The sequence below is a fragment of the Sphingomonas sp. SphC10 genome, from assembly GCF_057004845.1.
On sequence record NZ_CM168044.1, the window covers coordinates 316073 to 333242 of the forward strand.

The 17170-nt window shown below is 68.6% G+C and carries 11 protein-coding genes; 7 read left to right on the top strand and 4 right to left on the bottom strand.

Going from position 1 to position 17170, the window contains the following annotated elements; translation table 11 throughout:
• Positions 1-196: 196 nt before the first annotated feature.
• Positions 197-952: an acid phosphatase gene (locus ACWKSV_RS01335; protein ID WP_172839643.1), complete on the top strand. Its 756-nt coding sequence runs from the start codon at positions 197-199 to the stop codon at positions 950-952.
• On the opposite strand, the gene ACWKSV_RS01340 is transcribed toward ACWKSV_RS01335, so the two are convergent.
• Positions 930-3620, bottom strand: coding sequence for a TonB-dependent receptor domain-containing protein (locus tag ACWKSV_RS01340; RefSeq protein WP_191864820.1), 2691 nt, complete (start codon positions 3618-3620; stop codon positions 930-932). The two genes, ACWKSV_RS01335 and ACWKSV_RS01340, sit on opposite strands and share 23 nt — an antisense overlap.
• A gap of 172 nt (positions 3621-3792) precedes the next feature.
• On the opposite strand from ACWKSV_RS01340, the gene ACWKSV_RS01345 reads away from it, so the two are divergent.
• The 5 genes from ACWKSV_RS01345 to ACWKSV_RS01365 all read left to right on the top strand — a co-directional run bounded on the left by ACWKSV_RS01345 (position 3793) and on the right by ACWKSV_RS01365 (position 12293).
• The gene (locus ACWKSV_RS01345) at positions 3793-7368 is read left to right on the top strand and encodes a hydantoinase B/oxoprolinase family protein (protein WP_191864824.1); all 3576 of its coding nucleotides are present in this window, start codon (positions 3793-3795) and stop codon (positions 7366-7368) included.
• The gene (locus tag ACWKSV_RS01350; protein ID WP_076715596.1) at positions 7368-8030 is read left to right on the top strand and encodes a DUF969 domain-containing protein; all 663 of its coding nucleotides are present in this window, start codon (positions 7368-7370) and stop codon (positions 8028-8030) included. Before ACWKSV_RS01345 ends, ACWKSV_RS01350 begins: the two co-directional genes overlap by 1 nt.
• Positions 8027-8932, top strand: a complete 906-nt coding sequence (locus tag ACWKSV_RS01355) for a DUF979 domain-containing protein (RefSeq protein WP_076718032.1) — start codon at positions 8027-8029, stop codon at positions 8930-8932. The genes ACWKSV_RS01350 and ACWKSV_RS01355 overlap by 4 nt, the downstream gene beginning before the upstream one ends.
• Positions 8929-9924 (top strand): DUF2891 domain-containing protein, encoded by a 996-nt coding sequence (locus tag ACWKSV_RS01360; RefSeq protein ID WP_076715598.1) that lies wholly within the window; start codon positions 8929-8931, stop codon positions 9922-9924. Before ACWKSV_RS01355 ends, ACWKSV_RS01360 begins: the two co-directional genes overlap by 4 nt.
• A gap of 98 nt (positions 9925-10022) precedes the next feature.
• Positions 10023-12293, top strand: coding sequence for a TonB-dependent receptor (locus ACWKSV_RS01365; RefSeq protein ID WP_483666835.1), 2271 nt, complete (start codon positions 10023-10025; stop codon positions 12291-12293).
• 122 nt (positions 12294-12415) lie between these two features.
• Here ACWKSV_RS01365 and ACWKSV_RS01370 read toward each other — a convergent pair whose 3' ends face one another.
• The 3 genes from ACWKSV_RS01370 to ACWKSV_RS01380 all read right to left on the bottom strand — a co-directional run bounded on the left by ACWKSV_RS01370 (position 12416) and on the right by ACWKSV_RS01380 (position 15554).
• Positions 12416-13168 carry a FadR/GntR family transcriptional regulator gene (locus ACWKSV_RS01370; RefSeq protein ID WP_056439720.1) on the bottom strand — a complete coding sequence of 251 codons (753 nt, stop codon included), beginning with the start codon at positions 13166-13168 and terminating at the stop codon, positions 12416-12418.
• A gap of 62 nt (positions 13169-13230) precedes the next feature.
• Positions 13231-14040 (bottom strand): DeoR/GlpR family DNA-binding transcription regulator, encoded by an 810-nt coding sequence (locus tag ACWKSV_RS01375; protein ID WP_076715599.1) that lies wholly within the window; start codon positions 14038-14040, stop codon positions 13231-13233.
• The gene (locus tag ACWKSV_RS01380) at positions 14037-15554 is read right to left on the bottom strand and encodes a glycerol-3-phosphate dehydrogenase (protein WP_076715601.1); all 1518 of its coding nucleotides are present in this window, start codon (positions 15552-15554) and stop codon (positions 14037-14039) included. The genes ACWKSV_RS01375 and ACWKSV_RS01380 overlap by 4 nt, the downstream gene beginning before the upstream one ends.
• 121 nt (positions 15555-15675) lie before the next feature.
• Between ACWKSV_RS01380 and glpK the strand changes: the two genes are divergently transcribed.
• Positions 15676-17169, top strand: coding sequence for a glycerol kinase GlpK (glpK, locus tag ACWKSV_RS01385; protein WP_076715603.1), 1494 nt, complete (start codon positions 15676-15678; stop codon positions 17167-17169).
• Position 17170 lies beyond the last annotated feature (1 nt).

A 17170-nucleotide genomic window follows, 5' to 3' on the forward strand; every position in this document is an offset into this window, starting at 1 on the left:
ATTGCGGGGAAGACGGGGGGCGCCGTCAAACGGGGACAAGGATTTTTGTAAAAGTTTTAAGACATTTATGGCGTTTTTGTTACAAGTCCGGTTAAGCTTGTCTTGGACGTTGAAAGTTCTGAAAGACCCTGTCCCCGATAGGCGGCCGATGGGCTCTTGGGGGCATCGGTCCAAGTCTTGGAAAGGGATGGGTAACATGGCGAAGCGGACAAGGCGGTGGGGGCTGGCGGCTTCGATGGCGCTCGTCACGCTGGCACCGGCGGCGGCGTCCGGGCGGGAGACGGCTGGCGCACGGGAGATGGGGGGCTATCTGGCGGCGGGCGAGGGGTTGGACCTGGCGGCGGTGCTGCCCGGGCCGCCGACGCCGGGATCACCGCGCGCGCTGGCCGATGCGCGGGCCTTTCGCGACAGCCGTGCGCTGAACGGCATGGCGCGGTGGCAACAGGCGACGGCCGATGTCTCCAGCGACCTGGGCGAGCGTTTCGCCACCGCGCTGGGTTTCCGGCCCGACTGGACCAAGCTGCCCATCACCGCTGCGCTGTTGGCGAAGTTCGATGCGGATCGCTCGGCGGCGATCGGATCGGCCAAGGCGCATTGGCAGTCGAAGCGGCCCTTTATCGGCAGCGACCTTCCGATTTGCGAGCCGCGCAAGCCTTCGCTGATCGCCAATGGGGACTATCCCTCGGGGCATACCGCGCATGGCTGGGGCTTTGCGCTGCTGATGGCCGAGTTGCTGCCCGACCGGGCGCAGCCGATCCTGGCGCGCGGGCGCGATTATGGCGACAGCCGCTGGATCTGCGGCTCGCACAGCCGAAGCGCGGTCGAGGGGGGCTATATGGCGGCCAGCGCCGTCGTGGCGCGGGAGCATGGCAATGCGGCATTCCGGCGCGACATGGCGGCGGCCGCCGAGGAATTGGCGCGCTACCGCGCTAGAACCGCCAGTCCGCGCTGAGCGAGACGACCCGGCCCTGCTGCGCGCGGACGGTGACGACACCGCCATTGTCCCCGGCACGGACTTCGCCGCCCAGCGCGTCGCCTTGCATGATTGCGATCCGGTCGAACAGGTTCGTCGCGCGCAGGCGGAGCGTCAGTGCCTCGGTCGCGTCGAAACGCGCGCCCATATTCACCAGCGCGAAGCCGGGCAGCGCCAGACTGTTGGCGTCATCGGCATAGCGCCGTCCCATCGCCGACAGGTCGCCGTCCAGCGTGACGCCGGTGCCGGGCAGGGCGGCGCTGGCCGACAGGCTGGCCATGATGCGCGGCACCCGGCGGGGGATGCGGCCGCTCAGGTCCATGACCGTCACCGCACCGTCGGTCAGGCTGGCGACGCGATAGGATTGCAGGCGCGGGTCCTGCCATGTCACCGTGGCACGCAGCGACAGGCCGGGCAGGGGAGCCGCCCCGGCCCCGACCTCCAGCCCGATGGTGCGTGCCGCCGCCTGATAGGCCCCGACCCGCACCGCGCCGGTCGCCGGATCGAGCGACAGGTCAGGCAGCGCGATGTCGGGAAAGCGGCTGGCGAACAGCGTCGCGTCCAGGCCGGTGGTGCCGTGTCGCCAGATCAGCCCCAGCTCGGCCTGCTCGATCGTCAGCGCGCGGGGCTGGTCGCTGCCGCCGATGCGGAACACACCGGGGTCGGGCAGCCGCATCGCACGGGTGGCGCGGGCAAAGGCGCCCAGCCGGTCGCTTGCCCGCCAGTGCACGGCCAGCGTCGCGGCGGTGCGGGCGATACGCTTTGCCCGTGCGTCCGACAGCCCCGACCCGACCGCGATCCGGTCGTCGGCCAGGGTCGTGGGATCGCCGCCGTCCATGACCATGGGACGCTCGACCGTCGCCGACAGCGCCGCCCGCTCGTGCCGCAGCCCCCAGTCGAGCCGCCAGCGCGGGCTCAGCTGCCATTCGTCGGCGGCATAGAGCGCGATCATTTGCTGGTGCCCCTGCACGGCCTCATAGGTCGAACCCGTGCTGAGCAGCCCCTCATCAGTCGCCCGACCCAGCACCCGCCCGCTGCCATCTAGAGCGACCAGATCGAGCCGTCGTCCCTGATCGCGCGCCTCCAGCAGCGCACGGGCGACGGCCCGCCGAAAGTCCCAGCGATAACCGACGGCATAGAGCCCCAGCGTCAGGTCATGATGCCCCGCCGCCTCCAGCGCATGAGCATAGGACAGGTCGACGATTGCCTCGTTCAGCCGTGTATCTGCCGCCACCGGGTTCAGCACGATGACGCGGTCGTTGCCAGGCAGCGGCACAAAGGCGCTGCCGTCGCTCGCATGGCGTAATGCGATCTGCGTGGTGGCAGGGAAGGCGGCGGTCAGGCGCGGCAGCGCGTCGGCGATGGCCTGTGCCGCCGGGATCGCGCCACCCGACGAGGACAGCGCATAACGCTCGGTTCGCGAGGCACGGTAATGGGTGCGCAGGGTCAGCACGCCGCCCGCGACCGGCTGGGTCCAGGCTAGCGAGGGCGTCACCATGCGGTTGCGGTTGTTGCGTCCCAGCGGCCGGTCGCCCAGCGCCGCAAAGCGCAGCCGGGTCAGCTCCGGCCCCAGAAAACTGCCCCTCCGGGGATCGAAGCCAGGCAGCGGCGTGATCCGCCCGCCGTCATACCGCATCGGAAAGGACGAGATGTTGAGCGTATCGTCGTCCAGCCCGTGCACCGCCAGCGACATTCGTCCGCCGCCACCCAGATCATGGTCCGCGCGCACCCGATACTGCCCGCCGCCCAGCGTCGAGGCTATGCGTCGAACCGTCGGATCGCGCGCCACCGATCCCCCCGCGATCACCCGCCAGCCGCCGCCGACCGACCCGGTTGCATAGCCTTCCCAGCGGATCAGGCCGTAATCGGCCGTGGTTGCTCGCGTTTCCCCGCCCGCCCGGTCGCGGGGTGCGCGGGTGCGCAGGTTCAGCACGCCGCCCGGCGCGTTGCTCACGAAGATCGCCGAGGGACCGCCGCGCACATAGTCGCTGCTCTCGATCATCAGGTCGGGGCGGACGAACTGGTCGATATCGGTCCAGGGCAGCGTGTCGTGCTGCACCGGCAGCCCGTCTTCCTGCACCGCGATCGCCTGATACCCGTCGAGCGGGATGCCGCGCACCCGGATGGTGTTGGCCGCGACCCCGGCCGAGCTGTCCACCCAGAGCCCGGGCAGACCGGAGAGCAATTCCGCCAGACTTTGCGGCGCCCGTCGGGCCAGTTCGACGGCATCGAGGTGCGAGGCGGAATAGCTGCGCTCCAACTCGCCCTGCACGGTCGTCCCGCGACGGCCGCTGACGATCACATCGGGGCTGGTCATCGGGTCTTCGGGCGGCGGCCCGGGGCGGGCGCGAAGGGGGATCGCGCGCGGCACCGGCCCCATCGCGCGCACGACGATTCCGCCTGCGATCCGGCGGCAGGACAGAGCGGCGGGCGCGCACCAGCGGGCGAGCGCGGTCGACAGGCGCATCCGCCCATGCAGCGCGGGCGAACGCCGTCCGGCCAGATCGCCGGGCCGCGCGACCAGCGCTTCGCCTGCCTGACGCGCCAGCCGGTCGAGCCCGGCCCCCACCGGCTGCGCCGGAAGATCGATGGAGAGCAGGGGATCACCTTGCGTGGCTACCAGCGCCAGCGCGACGAGCATCGTCATGGCCGCCCCCCTGGCGGACCGGAATTCATTCGTCTCCTGCCGTTCCCGTCGCTACCAAATCATATGCATGCCGTCGGGCGGATAGGCGGCAATTGTGTAGCGCGCATGTCACTGGCAGAAGTGGTTTCAAATGATACTAAATGCGTCGACGGAGAATGACATGCAGGGTGCGATGACGCAGTGGCAGTTCTGGATCGATCGCGGGGGCACCTTCACCGACGTGGTGGCACGTCGCCCCGATGGTGGCGTGGTCACGACCAAGCTGCTGTCCGAAGACCCGGATCGCCGCTACGACGCGGCCGAGGCCGCGATCCGGCAGTTGACCGGGGTCGGCGACGGACCGCTCCCGCCCTGCGGCGTCCGTATCGGCACGACCATCGCGACCAATGCCCTGCTGGAGCGCGAAGGCGAGCCGGTGCTGCTGGCGATCACGCGCGGCTTCGGCGATGCACTGGCGATCGGTTATCAGGACCGGCCCGACATTTTCGCGCGCGACATCCGCCGCGCGCCGCCGTTGTTCGCCGAGGTCGTCGAGATCGATGAGCGTGTGACGGAGGACGGCCAGGTCCTGACCCCGTTGGACCGCGACGCGGCGGCGGCTTCCTTCGCTCAGGCCTATGCGCGCGGGCTGCGGTCGATCGCCATCGTGCTGATGCATGGCTGGAAGCATCAGGCGCATGAAGTCGCGCTGGCCGAACTGGCCGAGGCGGCGGGCTTCACCCAGATTTCGGTCAGCCATCGCACCGCGCCGCTGATCCGGCTGGTCGCGCGCGGCGATACGACGCTGGCCGACGCCTATCTGTCGCCGGTGCTGGGCCGCTATGTGCGCGGGCTGGAAGCGGGGCTGGGCGAGGCGGCGGCGGGCGGTCTGCTGTTCATGCAGTCGAGCGGCGGGCTGGTCGCAGGCGAGCATTTCCATGGCAAGGATGCGCTGCTGTCGGGCCCGGCGGGCGGCATCGTCGGCATGGCGCGTACCGCAAGCGGGGCGGGTTTCGACCGGGTGATCGGCTTCGACATGGGCGGCACCTCGACCGACGTGTCACTGTTCGCGGGCAGTTACGACCGGCGCTCCGATGCCGTGCTGGCGGGGGTGCGCGTGGCGGTGCCGATGATGCGGATCGACACGGTCGCGGCGGGCGGCGGGTCGATCTGTCATTTCGATGGCGGGCGGCTGCTGGTCGGCCCGGCCTCGGCGGGGGCGGAGCCGGGACCGGCCTGTTACCGGCGCGGCGGGCCGCTGACCGTCACCGACTGCAACATGATCCTGGGCAAGATCCAGCCGGGGCATTTCCCCGCGCTGTTCGGCCCCGACCGCAACCTGCCGCCCGACCGCACCGCCGCCGAGCGCGCGCTGGACGTATTGCTCGATCAGGTCGAGGCGACGACCGGCGAACGGCTTGACCCGATGGCGGCGGCCGAGGGGCTGGTCGCGATCGCGGTGGCCAGCATGGCGCGGGCGATCCGCGCCGTCTCGGTCGCGCGGGGCGAGGACCCGGTGTCTTATGCGCTGGCCTGTTTCGGCGGGGCGGGCGGGCAGCATGCCTGTCTGGTCGCCGATGCGCTGGGCATGGCGCAGGTGCTGATCCATCCGCTGGCGGGCGTGTTGTCGGCGGTCGGCATCGGCCTGGCCGATCGCAGCGTGGTGCGCGAGGCGACGGTCGGCCTGCCGCTGGGCGACGATGCGCTGGAGGCGGCGCTGGCCGATCTCCGCGCCGCCGCCATTGCGGGGCTGGCCGAGCAGGGCGTCGATCCGGCATCGGTGCGGCTAAGCGTGCTGGCGCAGCTTCGCTATGCGCGGAACGACCAGACGATCGGTGTCGCCTGGAACAGTTCGGAAGCCATGGCCGCCTCCTTTGCCGAGGCGCATCGCCAGCGTTTCGGCTTTGTCGGCGAGGATGCGCTGGTCGTCGAGCAACTGCGGGTCGAGGCGATTGCTGGCGGCGAGGCGCAGGACTTGCCCGCACCCGTGCTGGCCGAACGGACCGCCGATCCGGTCGATCGCGTCACCATGTATCTGGCCGGGGCGTCTCATGACGTGCCGGTCCACGCCCGCGAGGGGCTGGCGGCCGGTGGGGTGCTGGCGGGGCCGGTGCTGATCATCGACCCGGTGTCGACCGTGGTGGTCGAGCCGGGCTGGCAGGCGCGCGTGCTGGCCGAGGGCACGCTGTTGCTGGAACGCGTGGCGGCCCTGCGCGCGCAGGCGGCGGAGGAAAGCGTCGATCCGGTCCGGCTGGAAATCTTTGCCGGTCTGTTCATGGGGATCGCCGAGGAAATGGGCGCGGCGCTTCAGCGGAGCGCGGCCTCGGTCAACATCCGCGAGCGGCTGGATTTCTCCTGCGCGATCTTCGATGCGGAGGGCGGGCTGGTCGCCAACGCGCCGCATATCCCCGTCCATCTGGGATCGATGGGGGAGAGCATCCGCACCGTCATCCGGGCGCGTGGCGACACGATGCGCGAGGGGCAGGTCTATGCGCTGAACGACCCCTATCGCGGCGGCACGCACCTGCCCGATATCACCGTCGTCATGCCGGTCTTTGCGGGCGGCGATGGGCCCGCCTTCTTCGTCGCGGCGCGGGGCCATCATGCCGATGTCGGCGGCACGACGCCCGGATCGATGCCACCGGACAGCCGGACGCTGGCGGAGGAAGGCGTGGTCTTCGACGATGTGCTGATCGTCGAGGATGGCGCAATTCGCGAGCAGGCGATCCGCGACCTGCTGGGCAGCGGGCCCTACCCGGCGCGCAACATCGACCAGAATATCGCCGATCTCGCCGCGCAGGTCGCCGCCTGCGCGCGCGGGGCGGAGGGTCTTCGCCAACTCGCCGCGCAACAGGGGCAGGGGGTCGTCACCCGCTATATGGCCTATGTCCAGGCCCATGCCGAGGCGATGGCGCGGCGGATGATCGCGACGCTGTCGGACGGCAGCTTCCGCTACGAACTGGACGACGGCGCGGTCGTCGCGGTCCGAGTCGCGATCGATGCCGAACAGGGGCGCGCGACGATCGACTTCACTGGCACCAGCGAGCAGCGGCCGACCAACTTCAATGCGCCTTTGGCGGTGACGCGCGCCGCCGTCCTCTATGTCCTGCGCCTGCTGGTCGACGAGGCGGTGCCGCTGAACGAAGGGTTCCTGCGTCCCGTCACGCTGATCGTGCCGGAAGGATCGATGCTCAACCCGCGCTTCCCCGCCGCCGTGGTGGCGGGCAATGTCGAGGTCAGCCAGGTGGTGACCGACACGCTGCTGGGTGCGCTGGGAGCGATGGCGGGTAGCCAAGGCACCATGAACAACCTGACCTTCGGCGACGACAGCTATCAATATTACGAGACCATCGCGGGTGGCGCGGGCGCGGGGCCGGGGCATGACGGCGCGGACGCGATCCAGACGCACATGACCAACAGCCGCCTGACCGACCCGGAGGTGCTGGAAGCGCGTTATCCGGTGCTGCTCGAACGATTCGCCATCCGGCGCGGGTCGGGCGGTGCGGGCGAATGGCAGGGCGGCGACGGCACCGTCCGCCGCCTGCGCTTCCGCCAGCCCCTGCGCGCCGCAATCCTCAGCAACCGGCGGGTCGTCCCGCCCTTCGGCTTGGACGGCGGCGGGGCGGGGCAGTTGGGCCGCAACCGGGTCGAGCGCGCCGATGGAAGCGTGCAGGATCTCGCCTCGACCGCCGGGATCGATATGGGCGAGGGGGATGTGCTGGTCATCGAGACGCCGGGTGGCGGCGGCTTTGGGCGGGGGACGCGCTGATGTGGGTGCTGGCGGGAATCGTCGTCATTGCGGGCGGCTTCCTGCTTCGCTTCAACACGCTGCTGGTCATCATCGTCTCGGCGTTCGTCACCGGCTTTGCGGCGGGGCTGGACCCCGTGCGGATCGTCGCGACCTTCGGCCATGCCTTTAACGAGACGCGTTATGTGACCGCGATCTATATGGTCCTGCCCGTGATCGGCCTGTTGGAGCGGCGGGGGCTTCAGGCGCGGGCACGGGCCTTGGTTGCGGGCCTGCGCGGCGCGACGGCGGGGCGGCTGCTGACCGGTTATCTGCTGTTCCGGCAGGTCACGGCGGCGCTGGGCCTGACCTCGGTGGCGGGGCCTGCCCAGACCGTCCGCCCGCTGGTCGCCCCCATGGCGGAGGCCGCCGCCGAGCGTCAGGGCGGGGCGGCGGATGACGCGGAACGGGTCAAGGCGATGGCGGCGGCGACCGACACGGTCGGGCTGTTCTTCGGCGAGGACATCTTCCTGGCGGTCGGATCGATCCTGCTGATGAAGGGTGTGCTGGAGGGCTATGGCATCCTGCTGGAGCCGTTCCAGCTGTCCATCTGGGCGATCCCAACGGCAATCGCGGCCTTTGTCATCCACGGGACGCGATTGTGGTGGCTCGACCGGCGCCTGTCGCGGGGCGGCGCGCGATGATCGGGCTGAACCTGGTCTATGCGGTGGCGGGGATCGTCTTTGCGGTCTTCGCGCTTCTGTCGGCGCGGGATCGGCGCTTCGCCAATGCCGCCTTTTACGCGCTGATCACCCTGTCGTTCCTGTTCGGCAACAGGCTGGGCGATGTCGCCAATGGTGTGCTCGTGCTGGCGCTGGTCGGCATTGCGGCATCGGGGCGGATGCGGCGCGCCGAAACGGTGGAACCTGCCGGGGATCGCCATGGCGCAAAGGTGTTCGTGCCCGCGCTCATAATTCCTGCGGTTGCGCTGCTCGGGACGCTGGCGTTCAAGCATGTGCCTATGCTCGTCGATCCCAAACAGGCGACGCTGGTCGCGCTGACATTGGGTACCCTGATCGCTTTGGTTCTATGCGGAGTGCTGCTGCGCGCACGGCCCGCTGAGCCGTTCGTTGCCGGACGTGGCCTGATCGACGATATCGGCTGGGTCGCGGTGATGCCGCAGATGTTGGCCAGCCTGGGCGCGGTCTTCGCGCTGGCCGGGGTAGGGGGCGTTGTCGGTACGCTGATCGGTGCAGTGATCCCGGCGGGCAGCGTGATCGGCGCGGTGCTGGCCTATGCGCTGGGCATGGCGTTGTTCACCATCGTCATGGGCAATGCCTTTGCCGCCTTTCCGGTGATGGCGGCGGCGGTCGGCGTGCCGATCCTGATCCGACAGATGGGCGCGGACCCCGCGATCGTCGCGGCGGTGGGCATGCTGGCGGGCTTTTGCGGGACGTTGATGACGCCGATGGCGGCGAACTTCAACCTGCTGCCCGCCGCGCTGCTGGGGCTGAAGGACAAATATGCCGTCATCCGTGCACAGGTGCCGACCGCGCTGCCGCTGCTCGTCTTCAACATCCTCCTTCTTTACGGAATGATCGCATGACCCGGTTGGACCGATCCGTCGCCGAACGCTTTGCCGCCATGACGCTGGGCCATGTCGGGCGCGAATATCCCAACGTCCTGATCCATGTCCTGAACGGGCCGGAGGATGCGCGCACTCCGTCCGAGCTGCACCCGATCTTCTATGGCAGTTTCGACTGGCATAGCTGCGTCCATGGCTGGTGGCAGTTGTTGCGGCTGATCCGCTATTATCCCGATCTGGACGCCGCCCCCGCCATCCGTGCGCGCGCCGACGCGCTGTTCGTCGCCGACAAGGTCGCGGGCGAACTGGCCTATCTGGAGCGACCCGGTGCGGCGGGGTTCGAGCGACCCTATGGCTGGGCGTGGATGCTGGCGCTGCATGACGAGGCGAGCCGTCACGATGCGGGCTGGGCCGAGGTGCTGGAGCCGCTCGCGCTGGTCTTCGCCCGCCGTTTCACCGACTTCCTGCCACGCCTGACCTATCCGTTGCGGGTCGGCACCCATTTCAACAGCGGCTTTGCCCTGACGCTGGCATGGGACTGGGCAGAGCGGCGCGACCCGGGCTTGCGCGAACGGATCGCGGTGGCGGCGCAGGGCTGGTTCGGGCAGGATCGCGGCTGTCAGGCCTGGGAGCCCGGCGGCGACGAGTTCCTGTCGCCTGCCTTGTGCGAGGCGTTGCTGATGAGCCGGGTGCTCGACGAGGCCTCTTTCCGGACATGGTTCGACGCCTTCCTGCCGCATGTCGGGGCGGGCGAGCCCGCAACCTTGTTCACCCCCGCCATCGTGTCCGACCGGACCGACGGCAAGATCGCGCATCTCGACGGGCTGAACCTGACCCGTGCCTGGTGCTGGCGGGTGATCGCCGCGAAGCTGGGGCCGGCGCACCCGGTGGCGGCCCGTGCGGGGGCCGCGGCGGAGGTGCATCTGGCGGCCAGCCTGCCGCATCTAGGTGACGATTATATGGGAGAGCACTGGCTTGCCACCTTCGCCCTGCTGGCGCTGGAAGCGGGGTGATCGGGACCTCCAGTTTCTGTAAGGCGTAGGACAGCCGAATAATCTTAATTTAAGCAATCGTTCCTAACTCTCCTTTTCATACAAGGAGGGGATCAAGAATGAACATATGTGTTCCGCGCCTGTTGTGCGGCGTGGCTCTGTGTGCGCTGTCGGTAACGCAGGCTCGGGCGGAAACCTCGCCGTCCGCACCCACCGAAGCGGCCCATCCGGCCGAGACGAAGGGCACCACCAAGAAGGACGGTATCGTCGTCACCACGACGGCGCAGAAGCGTTTCGAGAATATCCAGAACGTGCCGCTGGCCGTCCAGGTCATCTCCCCCGCCGAACTGGACGCGCACGGCGTGCGCCACTTCCAGGAACTGGGTAAGGTCAGCCCCTCGCTAGTGATCCGTCCCGCCGAACAGCCGGTCAACGGCACCGTCTCGCTCCGGGGTGTCGGCACGCTGGCCTTCGGCATTGGCGTCGAGACCGCCGTGGCGATCACCGTCGACGGCGCCGCGCTGCCCTTCATGGCGCGGGTCTATACCGACCTGCCCGACATCGCCCAGATCGAGGTGCTGCGCGGGCCGCAAAGCACGTTGTACGGCAAGGCGGCCTCGGCCGGTCTGGTCAAGATCATGACGGTGCAGCCGACCGACGATTTCCATGTCCGCGCCAACGCCACCGTCACCGGCGACCGTGAATATGGCACCAATGTCAGTGTGACCGGGCCGATCAGCGATACGCTCGGCTATGTCCTGTCGACCGGCTATTCCAATTGGGACGGCAATGTCCGCAACGTCTTCAACGGTAAGCGGACCAATGGTCGCGAGACCTTCAACACGCGCGGCAAGCTGCGCTGGAAGGCGTCGCCCGACGTCACCTTCACCCTGTCGGGCAATTATGTCGACGGCAACGCCACCATCGCGCGCCCCTTCGTGGCGGTCGCACCGGACGCGCTGCTGCGCGGCGTGGCGGGACAGACCCCTGCGGTTGTATTCCCCGGCATGACGCCCGGCCCGGACAATCAGGCCGTCAGCAACAATTACTGGTCGCACAACAAATTTTCGGGCGGCGGCGCGCTGCTGCGGAGCGAGGCCAATATCGGCCGGATGAACATCCTGTCGCTGACCTCTTATGACCGCTTCCGCCTGGACGATTATCTCGACCAGGACGACACCGCGTCCCCGGCGGCGATCGGCAGCAACATCCAGGTCGGCGCCTTCAAGTCGCGGATGTTCACGCAGGAACTTCGCCTGCTGTCGCCGGGCGAGGACGCGTTCCGCTATGCGCTGGGTGTCTATTACGCCAATACCGGCTTCGATCGCCCGTTCCAGCGCGGCCCGGCCTTCTCGCTCGCCAACTGGTATGCCACCACCGGATCGCGGCAGGTCGCCGCCTTCGGCCAGATCGACTGGGAATTCGTGCCGAAGCTGACCGGCACCGTCGGCGGTCGTATCCAGAACGAGCGCGTCAAATACACCTTCGCCGACAATCTGGCGCGGACCAGCTATGCCGGGAATGCCGACGATACCGCCGCCACCTACCATCTGGGCCTGACCTATCAGGCGACGCCCGATGTCATGACCTTCGCCAGCTATTCGACCGGCTACAAGGGCCAGACCTATGATCTGACGACCGGGTTCAACCGGAACCGGGCGGCAGCGGGGCCGGTCAAGCCGGAGCGGTCGCGCGACAAGGAACTGGGCATTCGTACGCAGTTCTTCGACCGGCACCTGACGCTGAACGCGACGCTGTTCGACACCGACTATACCAATCTTCAGGCGCAGACGATCGAGACGCTGGCGGACGGCACCAGCAATTTCCGCCTGACCAATGTCGGCAAGTTCAAGACGCGTGGGATCGAGATCGAAACGGCGGCGCGCCTGGGCCGCGACATCGCGCTGCGCGGGGCGATCACCTATCTGGATGCGAAGTATACCTCCTTCCCCTCGGCGCAATGCTATCCGATGCAGACGGCGGCGCAGGGGTGCAGCGGCTCGCCCGCCCGTCGCGACCTGACCGGCGTGCGCGCGCCGCAGGCCCCGGTGTGGAAGGGCAATTGGTCGGTCGACTATACGCCGCCGCTGACCGACACGCTGGACGGCTTCGCGCAGGTCGCCGGGGAATATCAGTCGAGCCTCTATTATGTCGCGGCCGATCCCCAGACCTTCCAGCCGGGCTTCGCGATCTTCGACCTGCGGCTGGGGGTGCGGTCGCATGACAAACGCTGGGACGTGACGGCGTTCGTCAACAACCTGTTCGACCAGCAATATTACGCCTCGCTGGTCAACACGGCGGGCAATTTCAGCGGCCGCATGGCGACCCAGGCCGTGTTGCCGCGCGACTTCCGCCGCTATGCGGGCGTGCGCTTCGGCGTGAATTTCTGATTTCATAATTTACCCCTCCCCTTCAGGGGAGGGGCAGGGGTGGGGCGCTTCCGCAAGCGCGGGGCCAGTGGATAGGCCCCACCCCCAACCCCTCCCCTGAAGGGGAGGGGCTCACTTAGACGTCAAATCTTCAGATGCGCCGTCCGGTCGCGCTTCGCCGCCAGGGCCTGACGCACCTCGGCCACCGCGCGGGCTTCGCTGGCGATCAGCAGGCCCTCGAGCGCCGCCGTCAAATGCCGCTGCATCGCGACCCGTGCCGCCACGGCATCGCGCGAGCGCAATGCCTCCAGGATTGCGGCATGATGCTCGACGATCGGGCGCACATCGATCTCGCGGACCTTGGCGTCGAGCAGCACGCTCTCGGCCGAGCGCAGTCGCTGTTCCCATAGCCGGTCGATCGTCTCCAGGATCGCGCTGTTGCGCGTCGACCGGGCGATCAGCGTATGGAAGGCGCGGTCGGCATGAAAGGCGCCGCCGACCGTGTTGTTCTCCTCCTCGATCGCATCGACCAACGTCGCCAGTTCGTCGAGTTCGCTGTCGGTGATCTGCGACGCCGCCAGCGCCGCCGCTTCGGGCTCGAACAACAGGCGCGCCTCGGCCACTTCCATCGCGGACACGCCGAAATCGGGCGTCTCGCCCTGACCCGGCAGCGCCACGACATGCGCGCCCGACCCGATCCGCACCTCGATGAAACCCTGGACTTCCAGTGCGATCAGCGCCTCGCGGATGACCGGACGGCTGACGTCGAACCGCGTCGCCAGCTCGCGTTCGGCGGGCATGCGCGTACCGATCGGGTAGCGCCCCTCCTGCAACTCGGTGATCAGCGTGCGGGCGAGTTCCCGGTAGAGCCGGTCCTGGGTCGTGTTGTTGTCCATCACGACCCTTATAGGGGCCGAGGCGGGATGCTGGTCAAGCGCCAGTGTCAGACCAATGTCTGTCAGGCCAATTGCGACATTCCATGGCGGTCGGTTTCGACGACGACCGTCCCGGCGGTACGCGCGGCCTCCGCCAGCCGGGCATCCGCCGTGTCGGTGACGAGGAAATTGACATCGGCCATGTCGCCGACCCGCACCGGCGCGGCGCGCTCCAGCTTCGAGCCGTCAATGGCCAGCAGCACCTGTCGCGCCTGGGCGATGATCGTCTGCGACACCCGCACCTCGTCCACGTCGAAGTCGAGGAAGCTGCCGTCGGGGTCGATCGCCGACGCGCCGATCAGCGCCATGTCGACCTTGAACCCCCGGATGAAGTCCATCGCCAGCGCACCCACCACCGCGCGGTCGCTGGCGCGCACCCGGCCCCCGGCGGCGATGACCTCGATCGACGGGCGCCCGCCCAATATGTCGACGACGTTCAGATTGTTGGTGATGACCATCAGGTCGCGGTGATCGACCAGTGCCCTGGCGATCGCCTCGGTGGTGGAGCCGATATTGATGAACAGGCTGGCCCCGTTGGGGACGAGCGCGGCGGCGGCGGTACCGATCGCGGCCTTGGCGGGGGCGGCGACGCTGCGCCGTTCGGCATAGGCGAGGTTGTCGGTGCCCGAGGTCACGACCGCGCCGCCATGAACCCGCGCCAGCATCGACTGGCCCGCCAGGATATTCAGGTCCTTGCGGATCGTCTGCGGCGTTACGCCCAGCTTTTCGGCCAGTTCGTCCACGCTGACGCTGCCCGTCCGGCGCGCGACGTCTAGAATCGCGGCATGGCGGCTTGCGACGATCTCCGCCGATCCGGGGGCGGGGGGCTTCACGCGATGCCCTGCCCGGCGAGATAGGCGGCCAGCCGCTCGGGCGTCTCGGGGGGCACGTGCAGTCCCAGCTTGCTGCGGCGATAGAGGATGTCCTCCGCGGTCCGCGCCCATTCGGTCTTCACCAGATAATCGACCTCGGCGGTGTGCAGCCCGCCGCCCAGATCGGGGCCGAGATCGCCCCGGCCCAGCACCGCCTCGACGCGCGTACCATAGGCGCGGGCCAGACGGCGCAACAGGGCAGGGGGCAGGTCGGGATGGCGAGCGGTCAGATCGCACAGGAAACCATCGAAATCCGCGTCCGCGATATCCCCGCCGGGCAGCGCCGCCCCGGCCGTCCACGCTCCCCCGGCAGCGGGAAAGAAGCGCGCCAGTTCGCGCATCGCGTGCTCGGCGAGCTTGCGATAGGTGGTGATCTTGCCGCCGAAGATATTGAGCATCGGCGCCCGGCTTTCGCCCTCCGCGCCCGTATCGAGGTCGAGCACATAATCGCGCGTCACCGCCGACGCATTGGCCGAATGATCGTCATAGAGCGGGCGGATACCGGCATAGCTCCACACGATATCGGCCTGCCCGGTCTTCCGCGCGAAATAGCGGTTCACCGTGTCGAGCAGATAGGTGGTTTCCGCCGCGCCGATCTGCGCCTTGGCGGGCGCGTCGGTCCAGGGTTCGTCGGTGGTGCCGACCAGCGTGAACTTGCCCTCATAGGGAATGGCGAAGACGATCCGCCGGTCGTCATTCTGGAGCATGAAGGCATGGTCGCCCTCATAGAGGCGCGGCACGATGATATGGCTGCCCTTGACCAGCCGGACGCCGCGATCGGCACGTGCGCCGTGGGTGCGGCCGATGACGTCGGCAACCCAGGGGCCCGCCGCATTGACCAGCGCGCGGGCGCGAACGGTGCGGGTTTCGCCCGCCGCCTCGCCCACCGTCTGGATCGTCGCGACCCAGCCGTCGCCCTCACGCCGGGCATCGATCAGCCTGGTGCGGGTCGCGATCGTCGCGCCCCGCTCGGCGGCGTCCATCGCGTTGAGCACGACCAGGCGGCTGTCCTCGACCCAGCAGTCCGAATACACGAAAGCCTTGCCCTTTCGCGGCGAAAGCCCGTCGCCCAGCGCCGAGCGTTCCAGCGCGACGGTGCGTGTGCCGGGCAGCTTCTCACGACCGCCCAGATGATCGTAGAGAAACAGGCCCAGCCGCACCATCCAGGCGGGGCGCGGCGACTGGGTCTGCGGCAGGACGAAGGACAGCGGCCAGATGATGTGCGGGGCCATGCCGAGCAGCCGCTCGCGCTCGATCAGCGCCTCTCGCACCAGCCGGAACTCGCCATATTCCAGATAGCGCAAGCCGCCATGGATCAGTTTGGTCGAGGCCGAGGAGGTGTGGCTCGCCAGATCGTCCTGCTCGACCAGCAGCACCGACAGGCCGCGCCCGGCGGCATCGCGCGCGATCCCTGCGCCGTTGATCCCGCCGCCGACGATCAGCAGGTCGATCCTCTCCATCGCGTGGTCCGTCATGCCGCTTGTCCCTGTTCTTGAGCGCCCCCCTTGCTATACCATGTCAGCACAAAACGAAAGCATTGACGTTCATATGAAAGCGTGTGACGTTTCGAAACGAAAACAGGGAGAGGGGTGAGCGATGGCGTCGCACATTCTGGTGATCGATCAGGGGACGACCTCGACGCGCAGCATCGTGTTCGATGGACAGGCCCGGCGGGTCGGCATCGCACAGGCCGAGTTCGCGCAGCATTACCCCGCGCTGGGCTGGGTCGAACATGATCCGGAGGATATCTGGCGCGACGCGCTGGCTACCGCGCGCAAGGCGATCGCGGAGAGCGGCGTCGCTCCGGCGCAGATCGCCGCGATCGGCATCACCAACCAGCGGGAGACGGCGGTCGTCTGGGACCGCGCCACCGGCGAGCCGATTCACCGCGCCATCGTCTGGCAGGACCGGCGCGGGACCGAGCTGTGCCAGACGCTGAAGGCCGACGGTGCCGAGGAGCTGGTGCGCGAGCGGACCGGCCTGCTGATCGATCCCTATTTCTCGGCGACCAAGCTCGCCTGGCTGCTCGACCATGTCGATGGCGCGCGGGGGCGGGCCGAACGCGGTGAACTGGCGTTCGGCACGATCGACAGCTTCCTGCTCTGGCGACTGACCGGCGGGGCGGTGCACGCGACCGATATCACCAATGCCAGCCGCACGATGCTGTTCGACATCCATCGCGGGGTCTGGGACGAGGAATTGTGCCGGTTGCTGCGCGTGCCGATGGCGATGCTGCCGGAGGTGCATGACAATGCGCATGTCTTCGGCACGACCGCGCCCGATCTGCTCGGCGCGGCGATCCCGATCGCGGGGATGGCGGGGGACCAGCAGGCGGCTTTGTTCGGCCAGGCCTGTTTCCGTCACGGTATGGCCAAGTCGACCTATGGCACCGGCTGCTTCATGCTGCTCAATACCGGCGAGACGGCGGTGGCGTCGAAGCACCGATTGCTGACGACGCCCGCCTATCGGCTGAACGGCAAGACGACCTATGCGCTGGAGGGATCGATCTTCGTCGCGGGGGCGGCGGTGAAGTGGTTGCGCGACGGACTGGGCGTCATCACCCATGCCAGCCAGACCGACGATCTGGCGACGCAAGTACCCGACAGCCACGGCGTCTATATGGTCCCCGCCTTTGTCGGCATGGGCGCGCCCTATTGGGAGCCGGATGCGCGCGGCGCGATCTATGGCCTCACTTTGGGCGCGAGTGCGGCGCATCTGGCGCGCGCGGCGCTGGAGTCGGTCGCCTATCAGACGATGAACCTGGCCGAGGCGATGAAGGCCGATGCGGGCGAAGGCCCCGCCATCCTGCGCGTCGATGGTGGCATGGCGGCAAATGACTGGCTGTGCCGTTTCCTCGCCAACATGATCCGGACGCCGGTCGAACGGCCTGCAGACCTCGAGACGACGGCGCGCGGGGCGGCCTTTCATGCCGGGCTGGCGACCGGGGTGTGGTCGGGCCTCGATGCGCTGGAGGCGCTCTGGTCGCGGGAGGAATGTTTCGAGCCCTCCATGAGCGAGGAGGCCCGCGCGCCGCTGGTCGCCGGGTGGCGCGACGCGGTGGCGCGGACGCTGGCGAAGCCGGGCGCGTGAC

Excerpts from the sequence above, each read along its gene's own strand:
- ACWKSV_RS01335 (WP_172839643.1), top strand. The coding sequence starts at position 197 with ATGGCGAAGCGGACAAGGCGGTGGGGGCTGGCGGCTTCGATGGCGCTC.
- ACWKSV_RS01340 (WP_191864820.1), bottom strand. The coding sequence starts at position 3,620 with ATGACGATGCTCGTCGCGCTGGCGCTGGTAGCCACGCAAGGTGATCCC.
- ACWKSV_RS01345 (WP_191864824.1), top strand. The coding sequence starts at position 3,793 with ATGACGCAGTGGCAGTTCTGGATCGATCGCGGGGGCACCTTCACCGAC.
- ACWKSV_RS01350 (WP_076715596.1), top strand. The coding sequence starts at position 7,368 with ATGTGGGTGCTGGCGGGAATCGTCGTCATTGCGGGCGGCTTCCTGCTT.
- ACWKSV_RS01355 (WP_076718032.1), top strand. The coding sequence starts at position 8,027 with ATGATCGGGCTGAACCTGGTCTATGCGGTGGCGGGGATCGTCTTTGCG.
- ACWKSV_RS01360 (WP_076715598.1), top strand. The coding sequence starts at position 8,929 with ATGACCCGGTTGGACCGATCCGTCGCCGAACGCTTTGCCGCCATGACG.
- ACWKSV_RS01365 (WP_483666835.1), top strand. The coding sequence starts at position 10,023 with ATGAACATATGTGTTCCGCGCCTGTTGTGCGGCGTGGCTCTGTGTGCG.
- ACWKSV_RS01370 (WP_056439720.1), bottom strand. The coding sequence starts at position 13,168 with ATGGACAACAACACGACCCAGGACCGGCTCTACCGGGAACTCGCCCGC.
- ACWKSV_RS01380 (WP_076715601.1), bottom strand. The coding sequence starts at position 15,554 with ATGACGGACCACGCGATGGAGAGGATCGACCTGCTGATCGTCGGCGGC.
- glpK (WP_076715603.1), top strand. The coding sequence starts at position 15,676 with ATGGCGTCGCACATTCTGGTGATCGATCAGGGGACGACCTCGACGCGC.